We start from the raw sequence: 5,530 nt of genomic DNA, 5'->3' as shown, positions 1-5,530 counted from the left end.
AGGTTGTCCGACTGGTAGCGGTCGACCATTTGGGTCGCCTGGGCGGGCAGCCACTCGCCGATCGGGCCCGCAGCGCCGTCCAAGCCCATCCACGTCAGGATCTGGGCGGGTGTGGGACGGGCGGCGGGGTCCTTCGCCAGGCAGGCGGCCACGAGGTCGCGCAGCCCGTCCGGCAGGCCGGTCAGGTCGGGTTCCTCGTGGACGATCCGGTACATCAGGGTGTGCGCGGGGCCCGCGTCGCCGAACGGGCGAAGGCCGGCCGCGTCGCATAGGACCGCGCCCAGCGCGAAGACGTCGGCCGGTGGGCCGACGATGCCGCCGCGGATGTGCTCCGGCGCCATGAATCCGGGCGTGCCGAGGGAGCCGCCCGGCACCGTGATCGCCGTCCCCTCCAGCGCACGGGCGATGCCGAAGTCGATGACGCGGGGCCCGTCGGAGGCGAGCAGGATGTTGGACGGTTTCAGGTCGCGGTGCACCAGGCCCGCGGCGTGGATCGCCTCCAGCGCCTCGGCGAGGCCCGCGCCGAGGACGCGCAGGGACAGTTCGGGCAGGGCGCCGTGCTCGGCGACGACTGCGGCGAGGGACGGTCCCGGCACGTAGGCGGTGACGAGCCACGGCGGGTCGGCGGCCAGGTTGATCTCGACGACCTGGGCGGTGTGGAAGCCGCCGACCCTGCGGGCGGCCTCCGCCTCGCGGGCGAAGCGGTCGCGGAACTGCGCGTCGGCGGCGAGCCCGGCGCGGATGACCTTCACCGCGACCGCGCGGCCGCCCGGGGAGTAGCCGAGGAACACCTCGCCCATTCCGCCGGAGCCGAGCCGTCCGGCCAGCCGGTAGCGGCCGATCGCCTGCGGATCGTCCGGACGCAGCGGTTCCATCGCCCCCCATTTCCGGCCCCCGGACTGATGTCGGCAGTCCCGTCCAGGTTGTCGAAACATGCACCATACCGGTGGCGGGACGGGCGGAGCGTCCTTATCCGGCCGCCGGTCCCCGGCCGGCGCCCGGCCGCGCACCGCGGGGGCCGAGGGCGGACATGACGGCGCCGGCGAGGCCCTTGGCGGACGCGGCGAGGAAGGTCGTCCAGTCGAAGTAGTCGCGCCAGAGGGTGATGCGGTCGTCGTGCACTTCGAAGGTGCCGCAGACCCAGAACTCGGCGCGCCAGGAGCCCCGCTCCAGGACGTCGGTGCGTTCGGTGAGGACGGCCGGGCCGTTAGCGGCGATGTTGTGGATGCGGGCCTCGAAACCGGTGCCGTAGCGGGCCATGCCGCGCAGGGTCTTCTCGACGGCGGGGAGGCCGCGGGCGGGCGGCAGCGGCACGTTCTGGTAGACGATCCCTGGCGCGGCGTAGGTCAGGGCGCGGTCGATGTCGAGGTCTTCGAGCGCGGAGAGGAAGTCGGTGACGGTCTGGATCTCGGTCATGGCGCTACTCCGAGGTCGGGAACACCACCGTAGTGCGGGAGAATCCGGGCATGCGGTTCGGCATACTGGGAGCGGTCGAGGTCCGGCGCGGCGGGGACGTCCTGCCGGTGGGCGGGCCCCTGGTGCGGGCGCTGCTGGCGATACTCCTGCTGGACGCCGGACGACTCGTCCCGACCGAGCGGCTCATCGACGGGCTCTACGGGGAGGATCCGCCGAGCGGCGCGGCGAACGCGCTGCAGTCGCAGGTGTCGCGGCTGCGCAGGAGCCTTGGGGACGCGGCGCTGGTCGAGGGCCTGCCCGCCGGGTACCGGCTCAATGTCGAGCGCGGCGATGTCGACGCGCACCGGTTCGAGCGGCTCGCCGCGGAGGCGCGGCAGGCCGGCGACGCGGCGGCCGAATTGTTCGAGGAGGCGCTCGGCCTGTGGCGCGGCGCCGCGCTGGCCGATGTGCGCGCGCCGCTCGCTGCGGCGCCGGCGGCGCGGCCGGAGGAGGAGCGGGCCGCTGCCGTCGAGGGATTGGGCGAGGCGCGGATCCGGAGCGGCGATCCCGAGTCCGTGGTGGCGCCGCTGCGCGACCTCGTGGACGCGCAGCCGCTGCGGGAGCGGGCGCGGGCGCTGCTGATGCGGGCGCTGCACGCGAGCGGGCGGCAGGCGGAAGCCCTCTCCGTGTTCGAGGACGGGCGGCGGGTGCTGGCCGACGAGCTGGGCGCCGACCCGTCGAAAGAGCTCGCCGACGTGCACCTGAGCATTCTCCGCGGCGAGACGGGACCCGAAAGGGTCCGGCCGAATCTGCCCGCGCAGCTCACCAGTTTCGTCGGCCGCGAGGAGGAGCTGCGGCGCGTCCGGAAGATGCTGGCGGGCGGGCGGCTCGTCACGCTGCTCGGGCCCGGCGGCGCGGGCAAGACGCGGCTGGCGATCGAGGCGGCGGGGCGGGAGGACGGCGAGGTCTGCTTCGTCGACCTGGCGCCCGCCGTCGCCGACGAGGTGCCGAAGGTGCTGCTCGGCGCGCTCGGGCTGCGCGAGGGCGGCATGCGGCCCGCGCCGGGCGAGCCGTCACCGGACGCGATGGAACGCCTGGTCACGGCGCTGGACGGGCGGCGGATGCTGCTCGTTCTGGACAACTGCGAGCACGTCGTGGCGGCCGTCGCCGGGCTCACGCACCGGCTGCTGAGCGCGTGCCCGGAGCTGCGGGTGCTGGCGACGAGCCGGGAGGCGCTCGCGATCACCGGCGAGGCGCTGCGGCCGCTGCCGCCGCTGGAGCTGCCGCCGGACGGCACGCCGGCCGCGGAGACCCAGGGGTATCCGGCGGTGCGGCTGTTCCTGGACCGGGCCGAGGCCGTCCGTCCCGGATTCGCGGTGGACGAGGGCAACGTCGGGGCCGTCCTGCGGATCTGCCGGGCGCTGGACGGCCTGCCGCTGGCGATCGAGCTGGCGGCGGCGCGGCTGCGGTCGCTGCCGGTCACCGAGGTCGCGACACGGCTGGACGACCGGTTCCGGCTGCTGTCGCGCGGGAACCGGGCGGCGGCGCCGCGCCACCAGACGCTGCGCGCGGTCGTCGAGTGGAGCTGGGACCTGCTGGACGAGGCGGAGCAGACCCTCGCCCGGCGGCTGACGGTGTTCTCCGGCGGCCTCACGCTGGACGCGGCCCTGGGCGTCTGCGACCTGGACGACGCCGACGAGCTGCTGATCGAGCTGGCCGACAAGTCGCTCGTGCAGAGCGACGGCACCCGGTACCGGATGCTCGACACGGTGCGGGCGTTCTGCGCCGAGCGGCTCGCCGAGGCGGGCGAGCAGGAGAGGTTCGGGCGGGCGCACGCGGAGTACTTCGCCGACCTGGCCCGCCGCGCCGACCCCCACCTGCGCGGCGCCGAGCAGCTGGACTGGCTCGACCTGCTCGCCGCCGACCACGGGAACCTGCACGCGGCGCTGCGGTGGTCGGTCCGGGCCGACCCGGCGTCCGCGCTCCGGATGATCGCGTACCTGTCGTGGTACTGGTGGCTGCGCGGACGCGTGGAGGGCGCGGCGCTGGCGGCCGAGCTGATGGACACGGTCGGCGCCGACCCGCCGGAGGGCCTCGACGAGGAGTACGTCCTGTGCGTGACGAACGCGGTGTCGGGCGGCGTCACGGGTGAGCGGGCAGTCGCGTGGCTCGACCGCGCCGCGGACATCCTGCGCGGCATCGACCGTCCGGTGCGGTATCCGGTCGCGATCGTCCTGTGGGCGCTCACCGCCGGGCCCGGCCGCACCGACAACGCGGTGTTCGTCAAGCAGGTCGGGGACGATCCGTGGACGCGCGCTCTGGTCCGGATGAGCGATGGGTTCGTCGCCCAGTTCGCCGGGGACGGGGCCGCGACGGAGCTGGCCTGCGACGAGGCACTACGGGGATTCCGGGCCTGCGGCGACCGGTGGGGCACCGCCAATTCGCTCGACATCCTCTCCCAGGTGGCCGGCTGGCGCGGCGACCACGCGCGGGCGCTCGCGCTGCTGGACGAGGCGCTGGAGCTCGTCGAGCAGCTCGGCGCGCTGGAGGACACCGCCGACCTGCTGTACCAGCGGGCGCACATGCTCATCCGCGGCGGGACGCCGGAGGCGGCGCGTGCCGGGTTCGAGCGCGGCATCGAGCTGGCGCGGCGGGCGGGCGCCCCCGACAAGATCGCCGCCGGGTACCAGGGGCTCGGCAACGTGGCGCGGCTGCGCGGGGACGCTGCGCAGGCTCGGCGGCTGTACGAGACGGCGCTGACCGGCTACACGTCCGAGCGGTTCATCGCCGTCGCGACGCGGGGGCCGGTGCTGATCGGGCTGGCCTGGCTGGCGATCGACGAGGACGACACCGAACGGGCCCGCGAGCTTCTCCACGATGCGCTGGACGGGTCGTTCGACCACCCGCTGTTCCTCTATCAGACGTCCGCGGCGACCGCGCTGGCCGGTGTGGCGGCCGCGGAGGGGGACGGGGAACGCGCGGCACTGCTGCTCGGCATCGCGAAGGCACTGCGCGGCATCCAGGTCGCCGGCGACGCGGATGCCGAGCGGGTGGCGGCGAACACCCGCCGCCTGCTCGGCGAGGAAGCCTACGAGCGGGCCTTCGCCGAGGGCGCCGCACTCCCCCGCGACCAGGCACGCGCCCTGCTGACCGACCGCTAGAGCGGTGACTCGTTCACTTGCGGCGTGTTGTGGTCATTGGCGGCCGCATAACCACAACACGCCGCAAGTGAACGCACCCGGCACTGACGGCGGTCGGCCCGCGCTGTCAGCGGACGGTGCGGGGACGGTCAGCGGCGCCCGCGAGCGTTGCGGGCATGAACACTTCGGCTCGCAAATGGGGCACGTTCGCGGTCTGCCTGCTGGGCGCGCTCGTCCCGAACATCGATCTGACCGCGCTGAACCAGGCCATCCCGCACCTGAGCGCGGACCTGGACCCCTCGGCCACGCAGATCCTGTGGATCGCCGACGTCTACGGGTTCACGCTCGCCGGGCTGCTGATCACCATGGGCGGTATCGGCGACCGGATCGGGCACAGGCGGCTGCTGCTGATCGGCGCGGCGGTGTTCGCCGCCGCGTCCGCCGTGACCGCGTACGCGCCGAGCGCCGAGCTGCTGATCGCGGCCCGCGCGCTGCTCGGCGTGGCGGGGGCGACGCTGATGCCGTCCGGGCTGTCGCTGATCCGCCGGGCGTTCCCCGAGCCGAAGGAGCGGACGGCGGCGATCGGCGCGTTCAGCGGCGTCGCAGGTCTCGCCGTCGGCCTCGGCCCGGTCCTCGCGGGCGCGCTGCTGGACCACTTCTGGTGGGGTTCCGTCTTCATGATCAACGTGCCGATCATGGCCGTGGTCCTGGTCGCCGGCGCGATCGTGCTGCCGGAGTCGCGCAACCCCGCCCCCGGCCGGCTGGACCTGCCGAGCGTCCCGCTGTCGGTCCTCGGTGTGCTCGGCGTGGTGTACGCGATCAAGGAGGCCGCCGCGCACGGCCTGGACGAGACGCGGATCTACCTCTCCCTGGCGGTAGGCCTGGCGGCGCTGGCCGCGTTCGTGGTCCGGCAGGGCCGGGTGGCCGAGCCGCTGATCGACCTGCGGCTGTTCCGCCGCGCCGCGTTCGCCGGGTCCTGTCGCTTATACCCATCT

The 5,530-nt window shown here is 74.6% G+C and carries 4 protein-coding genes; 2 read left to right on the top strand and 2 right to left on the bottom strand.

The features are described from left to right. Window positions 1–875: serine/threonine-protein kinase (locus HUX53_RS10800; RefSeq protein ID WP_176403025.1), on the bottom strand; the 875-nt coding region annotated here is incomplete at its 3' end. A gap of 94 nt (window positions 876–969) precedes the next feature. After that, the gene (locus tag HUX53_RS10795) at window positions 970–1,416 is read right to left on the bottom strand and encodes a limonene-1,2-epoxide hydrolase family protein (protein WP_176403024.1); all 447 of its coding nucleotides are present in this window, start codon (window positions 1,414–1,416) and stop codon (window positions 970–972) included. A gap of 50 nt (window positions 1,417–1,466) precedes the next feature. Between HUX53_RS10795 and HUX53_RS10790 the strand changes: the two genes are divergently transcribed. Together HUX53_RS10790 and HUX53_RS10785 are read left to right on the top strand one after the other, a co-directional pair. After that, complete coding sequence (locus HUX53_RS10790; RefSeq protein WP_176403023.1) at window positions 1,467–4,556, top strand: BTAD domain-containing putative transcriptional regulator; 3,090 nt, start codon at window positions 1,467–1,469, stop codon at window positions 4,554–4,556. Window positions 4,557–4,711: 155 nt separating this feature from the next. Further along, window positions 4,712–5,530: MFS transporter (locus HUX53_RS10785; protein ID WP_176403022.1), on the top strand; the 819-nt coding region annotated here is incomplete at its 3' end.

The organism is Actinomadura sp. BRA 177 (genome assembly GCF_013372625.1).
In the GTDB taxonomy this organism is placed as follows: domain Bacteria; phylum Actinomycetota; class Actinomycetes; order Streptosporangiales; family Streptosporangiaceae; genus Spirillospora.
This window is presented reverse-complemented; position numbering and strand designations above follow the sequence as displayed.